At 66.6% G+C, this 19,316-nt stretch carries 19 protein-coding genes; 10 read left to right on the forward strand and 9 right to left on the reverse strand.

The window, feature by feature from the left end:
* The first annotated feature begins 149 nt into the window (after positions 1-149).
* The 3 genes from VFB33_10170 (at position 150) to VFB33_10180 (ending at position 5,300) form a co-directional block, all read left to right on the forward strand.
* Positions 150-2,948, forward strand: coding sequence for an O-antigen ligase family protein (locus VFB33_10170; GenBank protein ID HZO82045.1), 2,799 nt, complete (start codon positions 150-152; stop codon positions 2,946-2,948).
* Positions 2,949-3,034: 86 nt separating this feature from the next.
* Positions 3,035-4,432, forward strand: a complete 1,398-nt coding sequence (locus VFB33_10175) for a sugar transferase (GenBank protein HZO82046.1) — start codon at positions 3,035-3,037, stop codon at positions 4,430-4,432.
* A 76-nt stretch (positions 4,433-4,508) separates the two neighbouring features.
* A complete protein-coding gene (locus VFB33_10180; GenBank protein ID HZO82047.1) occupies positions 4,509-5,300 on the forward strand; it encodes a class I SAM-dependent methyltransferase in 792 nt (263 codons plus the stop codon).
* Positions 5,301-5,428: 128 nt separating this feature from the next.
* Here VFB33_10180 and VFB33_10185 read toward each other — a convergent pair whose 3' ends face one another.
* The 5 genes from VFB33_10185 to VFB33_10205 all read right to left on the reverse strand — a co-directional run bounded on the left by VFB33_10185 (position 5,429) and on the right by VFB33_10205 (position 10,231).
* A complete protein-coding gene (locus tag VFB33_10185) occupies positions 5,429-6,394 on the reverse strand; it encodes a hypothetical protein (GenBank protein HZO82048.1) in 966 nt (321 codons plus the stop codon).
* Between the two features lie 283 nt (positions 6,395-6,677).
* The gene (locus tag VFB33_10190) at positions 6,678-8,024 is read right to left on the reverse strand and encodes a glycosyltransferase family 87 protein (protein HZO82049.1); all 1,347 of its coding nucleotides are present in this window, start codon (positions 8,022-8,024) and stop codon (positions 6,678-6,680) included.
* Entirely contained in the window at positions 7,988-9,214 is a 1,227-nt protein-coding gene (locus VFB33_10195) for a glycosyltransferase 87 family protein (GenBank protein ID HZO82050.1), read from the reverse strand. Before VFB33_10195 ends, VFB33_10190 begins: the two co-directional genes overlap by 37 nt.
* Before the next feature lie 177 nt (positions 9,215-9,391).
* On the reverse strand, positions 9,392-9,601 hold the full coding sequence (locus VFB33_10200) for a hypothetical protein (GenBank protein HZO82051.1): 210 nt from the start codon (positions 9,599-9,601) through the stop codon (positions 9,392-9,394).
* 204 nt (positions 9,602-9,805) lie between these two features.
* A complete protein-coding gene (locus VFB33_10205) occupies positions 9,806-10,231 on the reverse strand; it encodes an NUDIX hydrolase (GenBank protein ID HZO82052.1) in 426 nt (141 codons plus the stop codon).
* A 101-nt stretch (positions 10,232-10,332) separates the two neighbouring features.
* Here VFB33_10205 and VFB33_10210 point away from each other — a divergent pair, with 101 nt between their 5' ends.
* Together VFB33_10210 and VFB33_10215 are read left to right on the forward strand one after the other, a co-directional pair.
* Positions 10,333-11,355, forward strand: coding sequence for an alcohol dehydrogenase catalytic domain-containing protein (locus VFB33_10210; GenBank protein HZO82053.1), 1,023 nt, complete (start codon positions 10,333-10,335; stop codon positions 11,353-11,355).
* Positions 11,356-11,540: 185 nt separating this feature from the next.
* Positions 11,541-11,969 carry a cupin domain-containing protein gene (locus VFB33_10215; GenBank protein ID HZO82054.1) on the forward strand — a complete coding sequence of 143 codons (429 nt, stop codon included), beginning with the start codon at positions 11,541-11,543 and terminating at the stop codon, positions 11,967-11,969.
* A 94-nt stretch (positions 11,970-12,063) separates the two neighbouring features.
* Here the strand turns inward: VFB33_10215 and VFB33_10220 are convergent, their stop codons facing one another.
* Both VFB33_10220 and groL read right to left on the reverse strand, forming a co-directional pair.
* The gene (locus tag VFB33_10220) at positions 12,064-12,486 is read right to left on the reverse strand and encodes a hypothetical protein (protein HZO82055.1); all 423 of its coding nucleotides are present in this window, start codon (positions 12,484-12,486) and stop codon (positions 12,064-12,066) included.
* Positions 12,487-12,694: 208 nt separating this feature from the next.
* Positions 12,695-14,407 (reverse strand): chaperonin GroEL, encoded by a 1,713-nt coding sequence (groL, locus tag VFB33_10225; GenBank protein HZO82056.1) that lies wholly within the window; start codon positions 14,405-14,407, stop codon positions 12,695-12,697.
* A 168-nt stretch (positions 14,408-14,575) separates the two neighbouring features.
* On the opposite strand from groL, the gene VFB33_10230 reads away from it, so the two are divergent.
* The gene (locus VFB33_10230) at positions 14,576-15,004 is read left to right on the forward strand and encodes a hypothetical protein (GenBank protein HZO82057.1); all 429 of its coding nucleotides are present in this window, start codon (positions 14,576-14,578) and stop codon (positions 15,002-15,004) included.
* Between the two features lie 80 nt (positions 15,005-15,084).
* Here the strand turns inward: VFB33_10230 and VFB33_10235 are convergent, their stop codons facing one another.
* Positions 15,085-15,363, reverse strand: coding sequence for a hypothetical protein (locus VFB33_10235; GenBank protein ID HZO82058.1), 279 nt, complete (start codon positions 15,361-15,363; stop codon positions 15,085-15,087).
* Between the two features lie 441 nt (positions 15,364-15,804).
* Here VFB33_10235 and VFB33_10240 point away from each other — a divergent pair, with 441 nt between their 5' ends.
* From VFB33_10240 to ispD, 4 genes are all read left to right on the forward strand, one after another.
* Entirely contained in the window at positions 15,805-16,434 is a 630-nt protein-coding gene (locus VFB33_10240) for a hypothetical protein (protein HZO82059.1), read from the forward strand.
* 67 nt (positions 16,435-16,501) lie between these two features.
* Entirely contained in the window at positions 16,502-16,957 is a 456-nt protein-coding gene (rimI, locus tag VFB33_10245) for a ribosomal protein S18-alanine N-acetyltransferase (protein HZO82060.1), read from the forward strand.
* A gap of 159 nt (positions 16,958-17,116) precedes the next feature.
* Positions 17,117-17,614 (forward strand): CarD family transcriptional regulator, encoded by a 498-nt coding sequence (locus VFB33_10250; GenBank protein ID HZO82061.1) that lies wholly within the window; start codon positions 17,117-17,119, stop codon positions 17,612-17,614.
* Positions 17,615-17,739: 125 nt separating this feature from the next.
* Positions 17,740-18,432, forward strand: coding sequence for a 2-C-methyl-D-erythritol 4-phosphate cytidylyltransferase (gene ispD / locus VFB33_10255; GenBank protein HZO82062.1), 693 nt, complete (start codon positions 17,740-17,742; stop codon positions 18,430-18,432).
* A 14-nt stretch (positions 18,433-18,446) separates the two neighbouring features.
* On the opposite strand, the gene larE is transcribed toward ispD, so the two are convergent.
* Positions 18,447-19,313, reverse strand: a complete 867-nt coding sequence (larE, locus tag VFB33_10260; GenBank protein HZO82063.1) for an ATP-dependent sacrificial sulfur transferase LarE — start codon at positions 19,311-19,313, stop codon at positions 18,447-18,449.
* Positions 19,314-19,316: the final 3 nt, after the last annotated feature.

The raw sequence follows: 19,316 nt of genomic DNA on the forward strand, positions 1-19,316 counted from the left end.
CTCAGACCGCCTGCTGCTCTCCGGCACCAAGGTGCGCGAGATGCTCCGCCGCGGCGAGGCTCCCCCGCCAGAGTTCACCCGCCCCGAAATCGCCGCCATCCTCCTGCGCGCCATGCGCGACCCCGCCTAGATCCCCGCGGCAGACAAACGTGAGAGGTCTCAACAGGACCGGCAAGCTGGCCCTGTCGGCACTGGCGTTGCTGATACTGCTGGCGCCGCTGCCGGAGGGTTCTGCCTATCCGTGGGCGCTCGCGATTGTCGAAGCGTCTATCTTCGTAACGGCGGCGCTCTGCGGCGCGGCGCTCGCGCTCGGCAAAGGAAGGGCGGTGCCGCCATCGCACAGCGGCGTTGCGCTGGCGCTTGTATTCGTGGCGCTGGTCGCCATTCAGTTGGTGCCTCTGCCACCCGCGTTGCTCAAGGTTGTGTCGCCCAACACCTACCGGCTGTATGCGCTGAGCATGCCCGGATGGCCGCATGCGCGAGCCGGCGAGCTCCCCGCCGCATCGCGACCATCGCCGTCTGCATCGGGCGCGTGGACCGTACTGCCCACAATGGGCGAAATCGCGGCCGGCGCTGCGGTTGCGTTTGCGCCCTTGGCACGGGCCGCTGCTGCTCGCTCGGCGAACCACTCTCTGAACCTTGGCGCTGGGCGTGGCGGATGGCGTGGGATTTCGATCGCGCCCTCGATTACGCGGCCCGCGCTGCTCGAGATGGTGGCATACTTGACGCTGTTCCTGGTGGTTTTTCTCTGTCCGGTTGGGGCCGACGCTCAAAGCGAGCGGGCTGTCGCCAGGACGGTCATGTTAGCGGCGCTGATCAGCGGGCTGATTGTCGCTGTGGTCGGCGTGGTCGAATTTTTCGACTGGAACGGGAAAATCCTCTGGCTGTTCGTTCCCTATGACTGGGGCGCGCCGCAGCTCGGCGCTCCGGCGCGGGCGTTCGGGCCGTTCGTCAGCCCCGACCATTTCGGCGACTATCTCGTGCAGGTGCTGCCGCTGGCGGTCGGCGGCGCCATGTTTCGCTCGGACCTGTTCTCAAAGCTGCGGGCATTTCGCGTATTCAGCGCACTGACGGCGTTTTTCGTGGTATGCGCCCTGCTGCTGAGCCTCTCGCGCGGCGCATGGATCGCGGGTGCGATCGCGCTCGCCGCGTTATTTGTGCTCTCGGCGCGTATGCCTGCGCGCGCGAGGCCGCGCCTGCCGGGCTTCGCCCGTGCAGGGATGCCCTCCGCGGCCGGGGTCCTTGCCGCCGCGCTGGTCGTCTCCGCGTTCGTTTTCATCGGCGCGCCGGGGCGCCGGCAGATCGATCTCCGGCTGCAGGAAACGGTTTACGACGACAGCGGCTTCGGCGGCCGGCTGGGGCTGGCCGCCGACACGCTTGCGATGGCGCGCGACTATCCGGTGCTCGGCGTGGGCCTCGGATGCTGGCCGGAGCTGTTTCCGCACTATCGCCGTCCGCCATGGGCGCCGGTGATGTACCGCGAGGCGCACAACGACTATGCACAGCTGCTTGCCGAGACGGGCATTGCGGGCTTTGCGCTGGTTGCCTGCTTCTTCGCCGCGCTCGGGCGGCAGCTCTACCGGGGGCTCGCCAATGGAGCGCCGCTCTCACCGGAACTCGCGGCCGTATGCGCCGCGCTCGCGGCGGTCGCGTTCCACGAGTTTTTCGATTTCAGCCTGCGCACTCCGGCCAACGCGATACTGTTCACGACTCTGCTCGCGCTGGCTGCCCGGATGGCGGGCGGAGGACGCACCGCTGCAGGAGTTAATGCAGGGAATTGCCCGCGCTCGCGGCGGATTGCCGGCGCATGTGCGACGGCAGCGGCAGCGGGCTTGGCCTTGTGCGCTCTCGCTCAGGAGAAAACTCCGTATCCGTACAACATCGCGCGGCCGGCGTCGCAGCAACAGGCGCTAGCGCTGATTTCGGCGCATCCCGCCGAATCCACGCCACATCTGGAGCTGCTCGCGATGGCTGGCGCGCGGATGTCCCAGCGCCGGCGCCTTGAAGAGCTTGATACGGCGTTGTGGTTGGACCCGACCAATCCATATCCGCGCGACCTCCATGCGCAAGCGCTCTTGCGGCGGGGGATGGGCGCCCGGGCGCTCGACGATATTACTCGATCGGTTGCGGACTCGCCCTCGCTCTCGACGCATTCCTATCTCAACCGGAGGTTAATCCAGTGGCTCTCGGCCGCCGAGCGGGCTGCGGTGGAGCGGGGATTCAAGGAAGCCGTCGGGCGCGGGTATGACGGCGCCGTCCCGGCAATGGCGGATTTCTACGGAGCGCTCGACCGCTTTGGCGACGCCGCGCAGCTCTACCGCAAGGCGGCGGACCGGCAGCACGATCCGGACGTGCGCGAGAGCTACCTGCTCGGCGCGGGCGTTTCGTACGCTCGCGCCGGCAATCCGCAGGCGGCCCGGGAATCCCTCGCGGCGGCAATCCGCGTCGATCCCGCCGACACCCGGCCGTACGAGTATTTGGTGACGATGGTTTACGGGCCGCGCGATCAGCTGGGAGCGGCGCGCAACGTTGTCGCGAAAGGCATCCGCGCCGGGGCCGACGGCGGGGTGCTCTACCAGGCGCTGGCGGACGCGGCACAGCACGAGGGCAACACGCGGATGGTGGAGATTGCGCTGCGCGGCGCCGTCGATTCGCGGCCGACTTACAATGCGCTTCTGCGGCTCGGCATCTTCTATCTCAATCAAAAAAAATACGACCGCGCGGCCCTCAACCTGCGCCGCGCAACCGAAGTTAGGTCCGCGGCGGCGGAGGCGCACTTTTACCTGGGCCTCGCCGAGGAAAGCGACTATCGATTTTCGGATGCTGAGCGCGATCTCGCTCGCGCGCTGCAGCTGGCGCCCGCCAACCCCGGCTATCGGGCGCACTATCTGGATTTTCAGCGCAGGGTGGCCCAAGGGCTGGGGCGCCCACTTTCAACGGATCGCTAGTTCGGCGTCTTTAAGCCGCGAACGGCTCGGCCCGCGCGACAAATTAATTTTCGGACTGTGGGATGCTGGTAGCGCGCAGAAAGCTGATGCGCAGCGCACTCGCGCTGCTCGACGCGGCGACCCTAGCCGCCAGCTTCGCCGCCGCCTACTTTGCTATCGGTACAATTTTCGGCCGCGCGTTCGTTGCCTTTTCGCCGTATCTGTGGGTGCTCGCGCTGAGCGTCGGAATCTGGCTGATATGCCTGCGCGCCTGCGGCCTCTATCGCTCGGCGACCTACACTGCGGCCGGGCGCCTGCTGGCGCGTCTGCTCCAGTGCCATTTCGTCGCCGGCCTCGCGCTGCTCAGCGCGATGTACCTCAGCAAGTCAGCCGGCATAAGCAGGCTGCTCCTTCAGACCTTCATCGCGCTGAGTTTCGTCGCGCTGGCGGCGCAGAAATTCGCCCTGCGCAGCTGGCTCGAACGGATGCGCAGGTGCCCCGGTCCCGGTCGGCGCAAGCTGCTCTTGGTGGCATCGCCTGCCGAAGCCCGGCGTTGGCTGGAACTCATCGCCGGCCATGCGTCGATGCTCGCCGACATCGTTGGAATCGTCGCTCCTGCGGAGGGCGCGGCGCCCGCTGCGCCGACGCTGCCAGACATGCCGCCGCTGCTCGGCGGGCTCGACGACGTGTCGGCGCTGATGCGCACGCACGTGATCGACGAAGTGATGGTTGCCGCGACGCTCGATGGCCGCGCGCTCGAGCGGCTCGGCCGACTGTGCGCGATGCGCGGGGTGGTGATGCGAGTGCTGGTCGAGACGCCGCGGCCACCACTCGGCGTTTGGACGGCCGAGCACTTTGGCGACGGCGCGTTCGTGCTTTCGCTGGCCGCTGTGCCGCAGAACCCGCTCCATCTGGCGGCCAAGCGCGCGCTCGACATAACCGGTGCCGTGCCCGGGCTGCTCGCCTGCGGATGCGCCTGGCTGTGGTACGGGCGGCGGCTGAGCCGGGAGAGCGGTGGCTCGACGCTCTTTCGCCAGCAGCGCGTCGGCTGCAACGGGCGGCGCTTTACGCTGTTCAAGTTCCGCACGATGCACACCCGTGCCGAGGAGCTGAAGCTCGGGCTTAGCGCATACAACGAGATGCGCGGGCCGATCTTCAAGCTCAGCAACGACCCACGCGTCACCCCGACCGGGCAGAAGCTACGCCGCCGCCATCTCGACGAACTGCCGCAGTTCTGGAACGTCTTGCGCGGCGAGATGAGCCTGGTCGGCACGCGTCCGCCGACCGAGGACGAGGTCTCAGCCTACGACGAGCATCACCATCGCCGGCTCAGCATGAGGCCCGGGCTGACCGGGCTCTGGCAGCTCAATGGCAACGGCGCGGTCAAGGATTTCGAAGAGGTCGTGAAGCTCGACTGCGAGTACCTCGACAACTGGTCGCTGTGGCTGGACCTCAAGATCATGGCGCGCACGATGGCCAAGGTGATGCGCGGCGACGGCTGGTAGCGGGTAGGCCGCGCCTGCTGAGCGGGGCAAAGCGTCGCAGCCCACGACGAAGGTTCGAAACCCGCGGCTAACTGGGATGCAGACCGAGCGGACGTTGCACGAGAATGCGTGCGCGGGCGTCCGCGCGCGCCAGCTCTCGTTCTACGACGAGGGGTGCGATGCGGAGTTCGAGATCACGCGGCCGCACGGATGCGGGCGGCTGTACGAATTCCTCATCGAGTACCGGTTCCGCGCCGGGATGCGGGTGCTCGGGCTGCCACTTGGTGGGCGCTCCGTGCTCGAGGTCTGTTGCGGGTCGGGCATGATGGCTGAGAAGCTCGCCCGCGCCGGCGCCGCCGTCACCGGCGTCGACTTCTCATCCGCGGCCGTCGCGCGCGCGCGCGAACGCGCGCGCCGCTACGGCTTTGCGGCGAAATTCTTCGTCGGCGACGCCGAAAACCTGGCCCTTGCCGACGGCGCTTTCGACGTCGTCGCGGTCCACGACGGCTTGCACCATCTCGATCGCCCGCAGCGCGCGATCCGAGAGATGGCGCGGGTCGCCCGCGAGGCGGTGCTGATTCTGGACCCTGCGCGCGCGGCGCTGACCCGGCTCGCGGTCCGGCTCGGAATCGCGGTGGACGTCGAGCAAGCTGGAAACAAGGTCAAGCGGCTGGTTCCGCGCGAGGTGGCGGGGATCCTGCGCGGCGCCGGCTACCGTGAACTGCGCTGGGAGCGCACGCTGATGTACTACCCGCATCAGCCGCCCGCATGGTGGCGGCGGTTCGACCGTGCGCCGGCCTTTGCCGGCTGCCGCGCGGCGTTCTGGGCCGCCAACCTCGCATGCGGGCACTGGGGGAACAAGCTGGCGCTGGCCGCGCGGCGCTGCTAACGCAAGTGCCTCGCGCCTGCCCGCCGAGGCGTCCCAAAATCCGGGAAACGTTCAGCCCGACGCATAAAGCCCTTCCGCGAGAAGGGCTTTATGCTGTCGGGCGCTTCGCTTTGCCGGCCGCCGCGGCGCTACTGAAGCAGCATCGGCGATCCGCTGCCAAAGCTGCCGCCGCTGGAGGGGATATCGTCCAGGGAGATGGTGCCCAGGAAGACGGCGTTGAGCGTCTTCTGCGACCCCTGGCTGGTATAGGAGTCGATCCACATGATCGCCATCTTAACGACCGGCACCGTGACCGAGGAGCCGGTGACGCCGGTGAAATCTATCATCGGCACTGCCACCAGCCGCGGATCGTAGGCCGGCGCGTCGCTGAGCGAGGTCGGTGGGGTGGTCACCTGAGGGTTGATCGCCTGGCCCATCGCGACCCGGTAGCCGACGCCGGTGGCGGTGGGGCCGTTGACCTGTCCGGTCTCGACATCGATCGCGCTCAGATTGAGCGCTCCCTGATAGCCATTTTCGAGGTTGTTCAGAAACTGGTTCGCTCCAGAGCTGCCGAGCGCAAGCCGGCCCCAGTTGCCGGGTCCAACATTCCAGCTGCCGCCGTTGCCGTTGGCTCCAGCCTGCACCAGCTGGTATTCGGTGCCCTCAGTGTAGTTGCACGAAGTGGTGGAGCAAGGCAGCCCCACGGGAATCAAACCGCGCGTGCCCCAGGTGTTCTGCTTGATTCCCGCCTTTGCAAACGCGGTCGCTGTGCCCGAGCTCAGCCCGACCATCGGCAGAAAGTAGTAGGGCACCCGGCGCGTGGTGCTCATGCTGATCGACATGTTGTCGGCGGCGACCGAGGTCGATGCGATCTCGGCATTCTTGACGCCGTCGGTATTGGCGTAGGTGTTGGCGGTAGATTGCGCCCGGGACGGGTTGCCAGGCAAGTAGCCGGCGCCGGCGAGCACTGCGGCGTCCGAGGCCTTCTGCAGCTGGCCCCAGTTGAAGTAGAGCAGCGCAATGTCGGAGGCGAGGCCACCGACACCAATGAGCGTGCCAATCACAAGGGTCGTGACCACGATCATCTGGCCGCGACTTAGACGCTTTTGGCTCATAAGACCCCTTTCGACATCTTTATTAATTCATTTTCACCTTTAGATAGCAGATCTGGGTGACAGCATCAAGCATGCCATTTGATTTTAAACGATAAATCTTATGTTTTTTCGTCTTGTACTATCTAAACACAGCTTTAGACGTGGCAGAGGCACAACGCAGCTTGGGCGCCGCTGCCACGTAAGGGGTTCCGACCCGCTTGAGCAGACTTCTAAAAGCACCGCGAAAACAAAGCCATTTTTTCGCTCGTAACCTTCGGCAGGAGCTCCCTGGGGAGCGGCTACCTCAAAGGTGGGCAGGCCGCTGGTCATCGCTCATGAACCAATAGACCGAAGCATAGGCCATCGCGAGCGAGACGAAGCCGCCCTCGGCAGCCGCGATGAAAATGGCGCTGGTCGAGTGCGGTCCGAAGCGTCCTCTGAGGTCCATCGAAGCCGCGATCATCAGATAGCTCCCCGCCGCCATCCACAGCGCCCGGCCGCTTGCGCTTCTGCGCTGGGCGGCCGCGACCATCCCGGCGAACGGGAGCAGCATCAGAACGAAGTAGTGCACCCAGGCCGTCGGCGCCAGCATCACCGACGCCACCACCCACAGATCGAATGCCCCCAACTCGGGGTCACCCTCTGCGGCGCGCCGCGCCGTCGCGCCGACGGTGGCGGCGAGCAAGCCGAGCTCCGCCAGCCCAATTGCGCACAGGCGCAACGCCTCGAAGCCCGTGCCCGCAGTCAGATTCAGAGCAAGCGCGCCGTACCACAAAATCTGGGAGACGAAGGCGGACAGTGCCAGATTGATCGGCTCGGCCATAAAGCGCTGCAAGGTGGCCTCGCGCAGGCCCATGGAGAGGAAACCCACTGACGCCGGCACACCCGCTATCGCGACCGTCACCACCGCGCCCGCCGCAGTACCTGCCATCGCGAAGCCGAGCGCGCGCCATCGCCGGCCCAACACGAGGTAGCCGACGAGAATGAACGGGAAGCCGCGCCAGAGTCCCGCTACCGCCAGAGTGAGCCCCGCCGCCGCGTCGCGCCGCTGCTGCATCCATCGCGCCATCAGAACCAGCAAGAGCAGCACGAGCAACTTGTTCTGCGCCCAGAAAAAATGGTCGCCCACCGGCGGGTAGAGCAAGGCCAGCGCCCCCAACGCCAATCCGAGCCGCGAATCGATGCCCGACGGCGCCCCGAGCAGCAGCCGGAGCGCGGCGAGCAGCGCTGCCAAATTCAGCGCGATCCACACCCAGTACGCCGCACGCACGGGCAGCAACGTCAGCGGCTCGAAGCAAACCAGGAATGCTGGCGGGTCGGTCGCATGTTCGATTGGCGCCGTCTCCAGGCCGAGCGGCGCTCCGATCCGTGCCAGGTTGATCCGGTAGGGATTGAGATTTTGGCGCAGCGCGAGCGCCGAAGCGTAGTAGATGCTGAAGTCGAAACGCCCGGCGCGTGCGGGAAGCTCGGCGGCGGTCAGCCCAACGTGGACAAGTGCCGCCGCCCACAGGATCGCGATCATGCTCGGGCGCCTGAGCGTGGCCCCCAGGCCCGCGCCCGAAACCCATGCCTGCGGCGCGCCAGCCGCAGCTATCTGAATACTGTCGACGCCGTTCATGTTGCGCCGACGGGCGGCGTATCTCCCCGCCATCCGTCGACTGCGAACCAGTAGCCGGCGGCGTACGCGGCGAGCATCGATACCGAGCCGAGTTCCTCCAGACCCAGCCTGAGCCACGCCGAAGTCCCGTCCGGCAGCACCGAGACCGCCGCCATCGCGCCCGCGATCGTCAGGTAACTCGCAACGGCCACCGGCGCCGCGTGCGACACGTTCTCGCCGCGCGCGGCCGCCGCGGCGATAAGCGCGAACGGGACGAGCAGCAGCACCATGTAATGGAGCCAAGCGGTCGGCGCGAGGAGGATCGCCGCCGAGATCCATAGCGCAACGGCGCGGCCAACGCCGACGCCGCCGCCGCCGCAGTGATGCGAGCGCAGTGTCGCCCGCACGGTCAACGCGAGCAGCCCGATCTCGGCGAGGATCGCGGCCGGTAGCCGGAGCGTGAGAAAGCCTTCTCCAAATCCGACCGCCCACCCGTACCAGCAAAGACGCGAGACAAATGATCCCAGCGCGACGTTCGCCGGCACCGCGACGAATTGCGCGCTGGTGATGAGCTTGATCGCGCGGGTAAAGCCGACAGCGCGCGCCAGGCCGAACGCAATCGCGGTTGCAAAAGCGCCGATGGCAAACGCGCCCATGGCGTATCCCAGCGCGCGCCATCGTTTCAGCGTAACCAGGCATCCTGCCATGATCAGCGGAAACCCGCGCAGCAGGCCGGCCAGCGCAAGCGCGAGCCCCGCCGTCGCGTCGCGCCCGCGCTCCAGCGCGCGCAGCATCAGCACCAGCAGCGCAAGCACGACGATCTGGCTCTGGGCGTATTGGAAATGCACCTCCAACGGAGGATAGAGAAGCGCCAGCGCCGCCATCGCCGAGCGGCTCCGCCAGCCCAGCCCGCGCTCGGCGCCGATCAGCGTCACAAGCGCGGCTACGAGAAGGAAAAAGTTGATGCCGGTCCACGCCCGATACGCCGCCTGCGGCGAGAGCAGAGTCAGTGGCTCAAAGCATAGAATGAAGCTGGGCGTCCCGGTGGCGCTTACGGTGCGGCCGACGTCGAGACTGCGGGCGGCGGCGAAGCGCTTCAAATCGATCGTGTAAGGATCGAGCCCCTTGCGCGCGGCGAGCGCCGCGGCGTAATAGTGGCTGAAATCGGGGCGTCCGGCGCCGCCGCCGAGCTTTGCGCCGACGGCCAGCAGATGCAGCAGCACCGCGACCCAGATTGCTGCCACAACCGCGGGACGAAGCGCGGCGCGTGCAAGCCCCTCGAGCGAGAGGCGACCGCAGACGACGGCAGGCGGCGCGACAACGGGCAGACCGCGCGCGGGCGGACGACCGCCGCGCGGCGGTGCGGCGGCAATTTGTTGTCCTTCCAACGAGCGCACGCGCGCGTCGGCCGGGGCGATGAATCAGGTCATCGTGGCGCTTGAGATGCTGGTCTCGGTCAGATGCGCCATGACCCAGTCGATCACTTCCCTGACCGCCAACTCATTGGAGTTCGTGAAGACAAGTTTGCAGCCGACACTGGCGCCCTTGGGCGAATCGAAGACGTGCGTAACCAAATCGCTGTTTGCCCATACGGTTGCGCCGGTCGCCTGTTCGGTAAGCCTTAGCCACATCGCGGTTGCGTCCTCATTTCTTTGCCTGCCTCGGGCCGCAAGCATCAGGTCGCATCAGTTGTGCCAACCGCGTGTGCAACGGCGCCATGTGTGACCAGAGGCATCGAGCTGGCGCCAATGGAACCAGTGATGGCGCCGGCGGGCGAGCAGCACGTCGATATCCGCCAGAATCCGACCGTGCAGCGCCGGCGCGAGGCGCTGGGATCAGCGGTGCGGCGCGGGCGGTTTGCCGGTGCGCAGGAAGTGCAGATAGTCGGCGAGGATCTCGGCGTGGTCGAAGGCGAGCGGCGCGGGAGGCGCGTCGGGAGCGAAAAGGGCGACGCCCTTGGCGTCGTCGGCAGCGCGCGGGATGCCGCGTGCGCGTCCGACATACACCACGCTTATCGTGTGTCCGCGCGGGTCGCGGTCGGGCCGCGAATAGACGCCGAGCAGCGCGCGCAGTTCGACCTCCAGCGACGTCTCCTCGCGCGCCTCGCGAATAGCGGCCTCCTCAACCCGCTCGCCGACCTCGACGAAGCCGCCCGGAATCGCCCATCCGAGGGGAAAGTTGCGCCGCTCGATCAGCACGATCCGGTCGCCGATCTCGGCGATCACGTCGGCGGCGATTGGCGGGCACACGGGCCGCGGCATGCCGTGAGCCTAACACTTCGTCCGCGCCCGCGCACCCGCGCGGCGCGCGCGCCGGCGGGATTTGACATCGCGCGCCGCGGGAAACAAAGTCTCATCCTGACATGCAAGTTGCACGGCTCTACGATTTTGGCGATATCCGCGTCGAGGAGGATCCGCGCCCGGCGCCCGGCCCCGACGAGATTCTGGTGCGCGCGCGTGCCTGCGGCATCTGCTCGGGCGACATCATGCCCTGGTACATCCGGCGCAAGGCGCCGCTGGTGCTCGGCCACGAGCCGGTCGGCGTGGTCGAGGAAGTCGGCGCCGCCGTCACCGCGTTTCGTCCGGGCGAGCGCGTCTTCGTTCACCATCACGCGCCGTGCTTCGAATGCGCGGCGTGCCGGCGCGGCGAGTTCGTGCAGTGCGCAACCTGGCGCGCAACCAAGCTGCTGCCGGGCGGGATGGCCGAATATTTCGTGGTCGGCGCGCACAACCAGCGCGACACACTGCGCCTGCCGCGCGGCGTCGATGACGCGGCGGGAGTGCTGATCGAGCCGGCGGCCTGCGTGGTCAAGTCGCTGCGCCGCTCGGGGCTCAAGCCGGGCGAGACCGTTTTGATAATCGGTCTCGGGATCATGGGTATGATGCACGTCATGCTCGCGCGCCATCTCGGCGCCGGCCGGATCATCGGCGCCGACCTGTTCGAGGCGCGCGCGCGCCGTGCGGTCGAACTCGGCGCCGACACCGGCGTGGTGGTCGCCGGTGACAACCTCGCCGAACAAGTGCGCGCGGCGACTGGTGGCGCGATGGCCGACGTCGTGATCGTCGGGCCCGGCACGAGCAAGGCGATCGCCCAGGGCCTGGCCGCGGCGGGTAAGGGAGCGACCGTGGTGCAGTTCACCGCAACCCCGCCGGAGGACGAGCTGATGCTGCGGCCACACGATCTGTACTTCAATGAGACGCGTCTGGTGCCGAGCTACTCGTGCGGACCGGACGACACCCGCCAGGCGCTCGAGCTGGTCGAGCGCGGCGTGCTGCGCGCGACCGACCTGATCACGCATCGTTTTCCGTTGCGCCGTGTGGCCGAGGCGTATGCGGCCGCGCAGAAGCCCGAATCGCTCAAGGTGATCGTAACATTCGGCGAGTAGCGCCCAGCGGACCGATAGAGCCATCCGGTCACTGACGCCTCGCGAGGTTTAGGCGAATGCGTGGCGCACGCATCAGCGGCAGGCGAAGCAGGCGGGCACGGCGCGCGAGCACAAGCGTGTTCAAGCCTGGTTCACGAAAACGGCGGGCGCCGCGCGGGCGCAGCTCGCGCGCGGGCGGCGGATCGATGCCCACCGAGCATGTGCAGGGCCGTATTCCCGTCCTGCGGCGGTTCATCGCGGGCTATCGATGGGACGGAATCGAAGTGGAGCCGTACAAGCTGCGCACGTATCGCGGCGGCGAGTTTCGCGGCGCGTCGCGCCAGGTGCTGGTCGGCAAGCGCGGCGAGCGCGTGCGTTTCCACGTGCGCTACTTCGAGCTCGAGCCGCGCGGATTCACCAGCTTCGAACTCCATCGTCACTCGCACGTAGTAATCGCGTTGCGCGGGCGCGGACGCGTGCGCGTGGGAGAGAGGCAGTACCAAATGAGGCGGCTCGACACGATCTACATCGGGCCCGAACAGCCTCATCAGTTGGCCGCGCTGGGGCGCGGGCCGTTTGGCTTCCTGTGTATAGTCGATGCACGCCGCGACCGGCCCCGTGCGGTGATCGAATAGTCAGTCGCAGGCGAGCTCCCTATACACAGGAGCCAACACAAAGAAAAGGGCGACTATCAACAAGCCGCCCTTTCCCTGTGTCCGTCGCGAAAAACTACGGAGTGCCCGCGGGCGCCGGAGCCGCAGGGGCCGCCGGAGCCGCAGGCGCGGCCGCCGCCGGCGCGCCCTCGGCCGCCTTCTTCATCGCGCGATGATGCGCGCGGTGATGGCGGACCATGCGATGGTACCGCCGCTTCATGGTCGTGGTCTTGGCGGCGATCGCCTCAGCACGATCCGCAGCCGCCTTCGCGTCGGAAGCGGCCTGCTCAGTGCGGGTCGCGGCAGCCTGTGCCGCGGCCGCCGACTGCTGTGCCGAATTGGCGGCGGCCTCCGCGCTCTGCGCTGAGGAGGCAGCCTGCTGTGCCGCCTGCTGTGCACGCTGAGCGGCGTCCTGGCCGGTGCATCCGGCGAGCAGCGTAAGCGCCAGTGCAGCCCCGGCAAGTCCGACGAGCTTCGAAGTCCTTGTTAACCCTTCCATCCTGATGTTCCTTCCTCCTTCAAGGCTTGCGGCGCCGTTGAAGAATCTCACCGCATTCTGGATCCGGAGCGAAACTGATTTCCGGGGCCGAGAAAAACTCTACACAAGTTGGAAAGCCCTCGCAATCAAAAGTTCTTATATCTGAATAATCAAGGCGCAATGAAAATTTACTTACGCCACGGCGCTTCAACTAGCTAGAGTATGCCAGTTAAAAGTCATCTTCGCCGCCAAGGTCGTCCATGCCGCCCATGCCGCCCATGCCGCCCATGCCGCCACCCATTCCCGGCGCACCCATCCCTGGCATCCCACCGCCCGCGCCGGCCGGTAGCGTCGGGGACACTGGCTTGCGCGGCCGTTCAGCGATCGCGGCTTCGGTAGTAATCATCATCGCCGCCGCGCTCGCCGCATTCTCGAGCGCCGCGCGCACGACTTTGGCCGGGTCGATGACGCCCGCCTTGACCAGATCCTCGAATTCCTCGGTGAACGCGTTGAAACCCCAGTCGCCCTTGCCGTCGAGCACCTGGTGATAAACTATCGCCGGCTCGCGGCCGGCGTTGGCGACGATCTGGCGCAGCGGCTCGCTCATCGCGCGCGCGATGATGTCGGCGCCAGCCTTGCGCTCTTCGCTCAACTTGAGCGCCTGCACATCCTTAATCGCGCGCACCAGCGCGACGCCGCCGCCCGCCACCACGCCCTCCTCGACCGCCGCGCGCAGCGCGTGGACCGCGTCATCGACGCGCGCCTTGCGCTCCTTGAGCTCGACCTCGGTGGCCGCGCCGACCTTGATCACGGCGACGCCGCCGGCAAGCTTGGCCAGGCGCTCTTCGAGCTTTTCGCGATCGTAGTCGGAGGTGGTTTCGGCGATCTGCTTGCGCAGCTGCTCCATGCGGCCGTGGATCTCGGACTTCTTGCCCGCACCGCCGACCAGCGTGGTGTTGTCCTTGTCGATGATTACGCGGCGGCATCGGCCGAGCGCGCTCAGCTGGACGTTTTCCAGCTTCAGCCCCATCTCCTCGGCGATCGCCTGGCCGCCGGTGAGAATCGCCATGTCCGTCAGCATCTCCTTGCGCCGATCGCCGAAGCCCGGCGCCTTGACCGCGGCGACGCGCAGCGTGCCGCGCAGCTTGTTGACCACCAGCGTGGCGAGCGCTTCGCCCTCGACATCTTCGGCGATAATCAGCAGCGGGCGGCCGGCGTGAACCACGCGCTCGAGCACCGGCAGCAACTCGCGCATGTTGGAGATCTTCTTTTCGTGAAAGAGCACCAGCGGCTCCTCGAGCTCGACCGTCATCCGCTCGGGGTTGGTGATGAAGTAGGGCGAGAGATAGCCGCGGTCGAAGCGCATTCCCTCGACCAGGTCGAGCGTGGTGTCCAGCCCGCGCGCCTCCTCGACCGTGATCACGCCCTCCTTGCCGACTTTATCCATGGCGTCGGCGATGATCTTGCCCATCGCGCGGTCGCCGTTGGCGGCGATCGTGGCCACCTGCACCATCCGCTCATAATCCCTTACCGGCTTGGCCATCGCCTTGATCGTCGCGACAGCCTTGGCCACCGCGGCCTCGATTCCGCGCTTGAGTTCCATCGGCGCGATGCCCGCGGCGAGCAGGCGCATGCCCTCGCGCACAATCGCGCGTGCGAGGACGGTAGCGGTGGTGGTGCCGTCGCCGGCGACGTCGGAGGTTTTCTGGGCGACCTCGCGGATGAGCTTAGCGCCCATGTTCTCGAATTTGTCCTCGAGCTCGATCTCCTTGACCACGGTGACGCCGTCCTTGGTGATGACGGGGGCGGCGAAGCTCTTCTGGAGCATGACGTGGCGGCCCTTCGGTCCGAGGGTGACGCGTGCGGCGTCGGCGACCAGGCAGGCGCCGGCGACGATTCCGGCACGCGCCTTCTCGTGTAACTCAACGACTTTGGCTGGCATCGATCAAATTCTCCGTACGGGATAGTTGAATTGGCCACACACTGCTCCGCCGAGTCACGGGCGGGCGACCGCAACCAAGATAAGCACGCCCGCCGCCATTGCAACAGCCGCCGTCGCTTTGTGCGGCGCGGCGCGCCGTGCAAGGATACCCGCAGTGGGGAGTGCGCGATGAACAAGCCGACAGGACTGCGCGGGATGGCCGCACTCGCCGCCGCGGCTTGCGCCGGGGCGGCCTATCTCGCGCTGGCGAGCGCGGCAGCGGCAACGCTCGGCGCCGCGCTTGACGGCGCGCCGTCCTCGGCCGCGGCGCGCCGCGCGCTTGCGCCCTCAGCCGTGCTCGCACAGAACGACCAGGACGTATCGTCCGCCGACATCGAAAAGTACGTCGCGGTGTATCGGGCGATGCAGCACAACCACAGCCTCGATGTCGAGCAGGCGGCCGCCGCCCAAGGGCTTAAGCTGCACGCCTTTCGTGAGCTCGAGGAGCGGATCGAACGCAACGACGCAGCCCGCGAACAGGCGCGCCGCGAACTGGCGCATGGCGCTGAGCGATCGGAGCCGTCAACACACGGCTCCGGCACGGCCCCGCAGCCCTAGGCGCCGCGCACTATTCGCTAAGCGGCGGGTGGAAAAGCGGCGGAAGCGGCTCAGCCACCGCTTCCGCCGGTACAGAATTCCTACTTGGTGACCGAGGTCGAGAAGGCCGCTTCGAGGCGGGCAACCGCATCGTTGGCGCGCTTGAGCGAATCCTGCGCGCCAGAGGCCGCTTCCTCAGCCTTCTTAGCTGCCTCGGACGCCTGATTCGCTGAATTCTGCGCGTTGGTCGCCGCAGTGGCCGCCGACTGCGCACTACCTTCAGCCTGCTGAGTCGACTGGTCGATTTGGCTCTGGTAACTGCACGCCGCCATGAAGAGCGCGAGTGTCAGGATTCCGAGCGCGCTGGCCAACTTCTTCATCCGAAACCACCTCCTGCTAGAACCGGTTCACTATGTGGCAGCAATCAAACAGCTTCAGACAGCGGCGGAAAAGACCATGCGCCGCGCAAACCGAGACCATCGTTACAAATCAATTCCGGTCAGGCAAGCAAAAGTAGCAGCGCGTATCGGATCGCCGCCCGTCAGTAGATAATCGTCTCGAGCCAGGGACAGCGCGATTGACATCCAAAACTCGGCGCCGCTATGGTCAGGCGGGCTCAGTACTCAGTATTCGGCTTCTTTGAGTCCAGATCGAGGACAGCGTTTTGCCAGTCGCGCGCAATGATTACCAATACTGTGCTGGATGTGTCTAAGTCGAGCGGAATCGCGGATTCGACCGCCACCGAAACCGCCGCTCCGTCAGCCGCTGGTAGCGCGCCAGACTCTTTGCGGGCAAGCGCACCCGCGCGCGGGCCGGTGGCGATGACGGCGCTTCCCCCCGGCCTCGACCACGCGCTGCCCGGGCCGCTGCCCGAGAAGCACTTCGCCGGCGAGATGGAGTGCGACTTCGACTCCGCGCTCAGAATGGTGCGCGCGGCCGACGCCGCGCCGACCCGGAGCGCCACTAGCGCGCGGTCGTGGCTCAAGCGGCTGTTCGGCGGCGCTCGCGACGGCAGGATAACGACCCGCCAGGACCGTCACGTCGCGTTCGACGGCTTTCGCAACCCGCTCCACGATGAGAAAACCGAGCGCGACCGCCGCTACGGTACCGTTTACACCGTTGTCGAGCACGGCAACGCGTACCTCGTCAGTCTCGAGTTGCCGCGACGTATTCCGGCGTCGTCGCTCAAAGAGCTCTGGCATCTGCCCGACGAGATGCCCGATTACGATTACAGCATCACGCTGCATTGCAACGTACTCGGGATACGCGCAGGCGTGAGAGGCGAGGCGATGCGGCGACTGTCCTACATCTCAGCATCATTCCCCGCCGATTTCCTGACCCGGATCGAGTTCGAACGTCCCGTCACGGCCTTCAAGCATCGCCTGCGCAACAAGGTGCTGGAGATCGTGGTGATGAAGGCCGGGGCGGAATCCGCCAGCGGAGTTGCCTGAGTACGTTTGACGAGTTGCCAGCGCGGTTTGGGCATGCGCCGACCGGCGCAGGGACTCGGGGGCAGGGATGATGCGGGTCAGGGAGGCGACGGAGCGCGACCTCCCACGTATCCTTGAGATCGAGCGGCTGTGTTTTGCGCAGCCTTGGACGCTGGAGTCGTTCAGGCGCGAGCTGCTGCTTCCCTTCTCGCGTATCCTGGTGGCGGTCGAAAACGGCGCAGGCGGTCAGCCCGTCGGATTCCTTTGCCGATGGCTGGTGGCCGACGAATGCCATATCCTCAACGTGGCGGTCCACCCCGACTATCGCCGCAGTGGCATCGCAACGATGCTTTTGAACGAGTCAATTGGCGAAGCAAAGACGAAACACAGCCATTTTGTGACTCTCGAGGTTCGGCGTTCAAATCTTGCCGCGCGTAGTCTCTATCGGAAGCTGCACTTTGAAGAACAGCGTTTGAGGCGGAACTACTACGGACCCGGCGAGGATGCGATAGTGATGGAGCTAAGCCTCGAAAAGAGGCGCTGAGGCCTCCCCCGTAGCAGTTTTCGTTCCTCGTGCCCCAGTTACAAAGGACGCCCGGATGTGCCATAATGTGCGCAGGAGCCGGCGCAAATCGGGTGGCAGTGAACTGCGGTCACCAACCGTCCGAAATCCCCGCGCCTGAGAGCTCGAGCGGAAGCACAGATGGTGAATCAGCCGTTCAAGAAGGGCGAGAAGGTGGTATATCCGGCCCACGGAGTGGCCGTAATCGAGGATATTCAGAGTCGCGTCATTTCCGGAACCGAACGCCGGTTCTACATGCTCAAGATTCTCGGCACCGAGAAGATGACGATCATGATCCCGACCGAGAACGTCACTCAGGTCGGCCTGCGCCGGGTGATCGGCAAGGACGTGGTCGACAAGATCTATCGCATTTTGCGCCAGCGCAAGGTTGACGGCGACACCCAGACCTGGAACCGCCGCTATCGCGAATACACTGAGAAGATCAAGACCGGATCGCCGCTGGAGATCGCCAAGGTGCTGCGCGATCTGCTGGTGCTCAAGGGCGACAAGGAGCTGTCGTTCGGCGAGCGCAAGATGCTCGACACCGCGCGCAGCTTGCTGGTTAAGGAGCTCTCCATCGCCAAGGCCCATCCCGAGGAGAAGATCATGGAAGAGCTCAAGACGATCTTCGCCAACTGAACGTTCGCTTTTGCTGACGCGCATAAAGTCGGGGGATCGGAAGTAATTCCGGTCCCCCGACTTGCATTTGCCGCGAGCGCTTTGCGCTCCGGGCGTGTCGCCCGATAAGCTGGCCGCCATCGCCGATGCGCGCTTCATCCATCATCGTCGCCGCCGGCAGCGGCACGCGCCTGGGGATGAGCGTTCCCAAGGCGTTCGTGCCGCTTGGGGGCCGCTGCCTCCTTTACTACTCGTTGCGCGCGGTCACCTCGGTCGAGGAGATAGGTGAGGCGGTCGTGACCGTGCCCGCAGGCGGTGAAGCCCAGGCGCGCGCCGAGGCCTCGCGCGCCGGCCTGGCGATTCCGCTCAAGGTCGTGACGGGCGGCGCGGAGCGCCAGGACTCGGTACGAATCGGCCTTGCGCTGACCAGCGCGGAGGCGGAGGTCGTAATCGTGCACGACGCGGCGCGCCCGTTCGCACCGCCCGCGCTCTTCGCGGTCTGCATCGAAACGGCGCGGCGGTCGGGCGGAGCGATCGCGGCGATTCCGGTCGCCGACACGCTCAAACGCATGCAGGACCGCACGATCGTTGCGACGATTCCGCGCACCGGGCTATGGCAGGCGCAGACGCCGCAGGCCTTTCGCCGCGATCTGCTCGTCGCCGCGCACGAGCGCGCGACGCGCGAGCGATGGGCCGCGACCGACGACGCCGAGCTGGTAGAGCGATGCGGCGGGCGGGTCGAAGTCGTCGATGGCTCGCCGGCGAACCTCAAGATCACGACGACGGCCGACCTTGAGATCGCCGAACTCCTGGCGAGGCGCTCTTCAACGCAAGGGTGAAACGAAGCCGCGCGTCACGGGCGGACACGTGGGCGCGCAGCGCCTGATTCGGCCGCGGCGAGGCCCTCATTGAGCGAGCCAGAGCGGAAGCCGCGCAGATCGACGGTCACGAAACGAAAGCCGAGCTTGCGCAGCTCGCGATCGACGGCCTCGCGCGTTGCCGGCTCGAGCAGGCGCGCGATCTCGTTCGCCTCGACCTCCAGCCGCGCGACGTCGCCGTGATGGCGCACGCGAACGATCCGGAAGCCCATCTCGTGCAGCGCGTGCTCGCCGCGCTCGACCTGGCTCAGACCCTCCGGTGTGATGCGCGCGCCGTAGGGAAAGCGCGAGGAGAGACAGGGCGAAGCCGGCCGGTCCCAGGTTGGCAGCCCCAGCGCGCGCGACAACTCGCGCACCGCGGCCTTGCCCATCTCGGCTTCGACCAGCGGATGGCGCACGCGCTTTTCCGAGGCCGCCTTCATCCCGGGACGGTAGTCGTGCAGGTCGTCGAGGTTGAGCCCGTCAACGATTTCGTCGATCCCGAGCTCGGCCGCCTTGGCCTCGCATACGCTGAACAGGTTGTGTTTGCACAGGTAGCACCGGTTGAGCGGATTCTGCGCGTAGCCGGGAATGTCCAATTCGTTGGAATCGATCACCAGATGGCGCGCGCCAATCGCGCGGGCCATCGCCAACGCCGAGCGACGGTCGTCCTCGGGCATCGTCGGCGAGGTGGTCGTGAGCGCGAGCACGCGCTCGCCCAGGGTGTCGTGGGCGACGCGCAGGACCAGAGTCGAATCCACGCCGCCCGAAAAGGCGACCATCACCGAGCGCATCGGCGCGAAGATCGCCCGCAGCCGTTCGAGCCCGAGCGCGCTCTCGCCGCTCGTCACCGTCGCGCTCATCGT

It is taken from the genome of Candidatus Binataceae bacterium (assembly GCA_035650475.1).
In the GTDB taxonomy this organism is placed as follows: domain Bacteria; phylum Desulfobacterota; class Binatia; order Binatales; family Binataceae; genus JAKAVN01.

Coding starts and splice junctions, on each gene's coding strand:
- VFB33_10180 (HZO82047.1), top strand. CDS start 4,509: ATGCAGACCGAGCGGACGTTGCACGAGAATGCGTGCGCGGGCGTCCGC.
- VFB33_10235 (HZO82058.1), bottom strand. CDS start 15,363: ATGAAGAAGTTGGCCAGCGCGCTCGGAATCCTGACACTCGCGCTCTTC.
- ispD (HZO82062.1), top strand. CDS start 17,740: ATGCGCGCTTCATCCATCATCGTCGCCGCCGGCAGCGGCACGCGCCTG.
- VFB33_10210 (HZO82053.1), top strand. CDS start 10,333: ATGCAAGTTGCACGGCTCTACGATTTTGGCGATATCCGCGTCGAGGAG.
- VFB33_10200 (HZO82051.1), bottom strand. CDS start 9,601: ATGTGGCTAAGGCTTACCGAACAGGCGACCGGCGCAACCGTATGGGCA.
- VFB33_10220 (HZO82055.1), bottom strand. CDS start 12,486: ATGGAAGGGTTAACAAGGACTTCGAAGCTCGTCGGACTTGCCGGGGCT.
- groL (HZO82056.1), bottom strand. CDS start 14,407: ATGCCAGCCAAAGTCGTTGAGTTACACGAGAAGGCGCGTGCCGGAATC.
- VFB33_10205 (HZO82052.1), bottom strand. CDS start 10,231: ATGCCGCGGCCCGTGTGCCCGCCAATCGCCGCCGACGTGATCGCCGAG.
- VFB33_10240 (HZO82059.1), top strand. CDS start 15,805: ATGACGGCGCTTCCCCCCGGCCTCGACCACGCGCTGCCCGGGCCGCTG.
- rimI (HZO82060.1), top strand. CDS start 16,502: ATGATGCGGGTCAGGGAGGCGACGGAGCGCGACCTCCCACGTATCCTT.
- VFB33_10175 (HZO82046.1), top strand. CDS start 3,035: ATGCGCAGCGCACTCGCGCTGCTCGACGCGGCGACCCTAGCCGCCAGC.
- larE (HZO82063.1), bottom strand. CDS start 19,313: ATGAGCGCGACGGTGACGAGCGGCGAGAGCGCGCTCGGGCTCGAACGG.
- VFB33_10190 (HZO82049.1), bottom strand. CDS start 8,024: ATGGCGGGGAGATACGCCGCCCGTCGGCGCAACATGAACGGCGTCGAC.
- VFB33_10215 (HZO82054.1), top strand. CDS start 11,541: ATGCCCACCGAGCATGTGCAGGGCCGTATTCCCGTCCTGCGGCGGTTC.
- VFB33_10185 (HZO82048.1), bottom strand. CDS start 6,394: ATGAGCCAAAAGCGTCTAAGTCGCGGCCAGATGATCGTGGTCACGACC.
- VFB33_10230 (HZO82057.1), top strand. CDS start 14,576: ATGAACAAGCCGACAGGACTGCGCGGGATGGCCGCACTCGCCGCCGCG.
- VFB33_10250 (HZO82061.1), top strand. CDS start 17,117: ATGGTGAATCAGCCGTTCAAGAAGGGCGAGAAGGTGGTATATCCGGCC.